Source organism: Hymenobacter edaphi (genome assembly GCF_003258365.1).
In the GTDB taxonomy this organism is placed as follows: domain Bacteria; phylum Bacteroidota; class Bacteroidia; order Cytophagales; family Hymenobacteraceae; genus Solirubrum; species Solirubrum edaphi.
Map to the genome: position 1 here is coordinate 1 of NZ_QHKM01000027.1, position 1,226 is coordinate 1,226.

Sequence of the window (1,226 nt, forward strand, 5' to 3'; positions counted from 1 at the left end):
AACATGAACTGTGTTGAAAGTCAAGTCATGTGCAGGGCTTTTTGAGCGAAGTCGGGTTGGTAAGCCACACCGGATTTGACGATGGCGAAGGCCTGTTTGAGGAGTTTGTTGCAGACGGCAATCAGGGCCAGTTTCTTGTGTTTGCCCTTGGCTACGAGCCGCTGGTAGAGGGCCTTGCAGGCGGCGTTGGCCCGGCAGGCGGACCAGCTACACAGGTAGAGCTTGCTGCGAACCAGGTTGCCGCCGGTCTTGGTAATGCGCGTTTGCCCGCGCACGCTCGTACCGGAGGTGTATTCGTGCGGGCAGAGCCCGGCTTTGGCGATGAGTTGGCGGTGGTTGTTCAGGCGCGTAAAGCCGCCGGCAAACAACAGCAGCAAGGCCGCCGTCTTGCGCCCGATGCCGGGAATGGAGCACAGCAGCGGCATTTCCGCCGCGTAGCGCTGCTCGATGCGCGTCAGCAACTCCGCTTCGATGCGCTGCACTTGCTCGTCCAACCGGCGCCGTGTGAGCTGCAGTTGGCGCCGGGCCTCGGCGCACACCAGCGGCTGGTGCAACAGCGCTTCCAGGGCATTGCTGACCATCGTTTGCTGCCGAATGAGCAGCTCAGCGGCCTGTTGCAGCTGCCGGCACTCGACCAGCGCTGCTTCTTCCGGCTGCCAACGCGGGGTGGCCTGCTGCTGGCCGAAGCGCCAGAGCCACTGCGCGTCTTTCCGGTCGCTCTTGCCCTTGCCCAGGTGCATCTGGATAAAGCGCCGCACGACGATGGGGTTGAGCACGGCTACCTCGGCGCCGGCCGCCACCAAGTGGTAGGCCAGGGCCAGATAGTAGGTACCAGTGGCCTCCAGCACGTACAGGCTGCGGACGCCGCAGCGGCGCACCAGCTCGCGGAAGCCGGCTGGCGTGTTGGGCACGTCTAGGTGTTGCGGGCTGGGGCCCGGCTGGTGGCACACGGCCAACGTGGCTTTGCTCACGTCGACGCCCACCACGGCGGAAGTCGTTTGCATGGGAAGCAGGCTTAGAAGGGAAACACGGGGCGACGTCTTCCACGGCAGCATTCTCGATCCTAATGCAGGCTCGTAGTGGCCTAACGGAACTGTCCAAGGTGGCCGTAGAACGGACGGGGGATGCTCATGTTTGCCGGGCTCGGCTGGCCCCAGGCCTCTAATCCATCTTACTCCCGTCCGTTGCGTCGTGGTCTAAGTTTAAGCATCCGCTCAAACATAGGA

Annotated in this window: 1 protein-coding gene; it reads right to left on the bottom strand. The window is 63.3% G+C overall.

Translation table 11 applies throughout. From position 1 onward, the window contains the following. Nucleotides 1-20: 20 nt before the first annotated feature. Entirely contained in the window at nt 21-1,004 is a 984-nt protein-coding gene (locus DLM85_RS24750) for an IS110 family RNA-guided transposase (RefSeq protein WP_165822298.1), read from the bottom strand. Nucleotides 1,005-1,226 lie beyond the last annotated feature (222 nt).

Coding starts and splice junctions, on each gene's coding strand:
- DLM85_RS24750 (WP_165822298.1), bottom strand. CDS start 1,004: ATGCAAACGACTTCCGCCGTGGTGGGCGTCGACGTGAGCAAAGCCACG.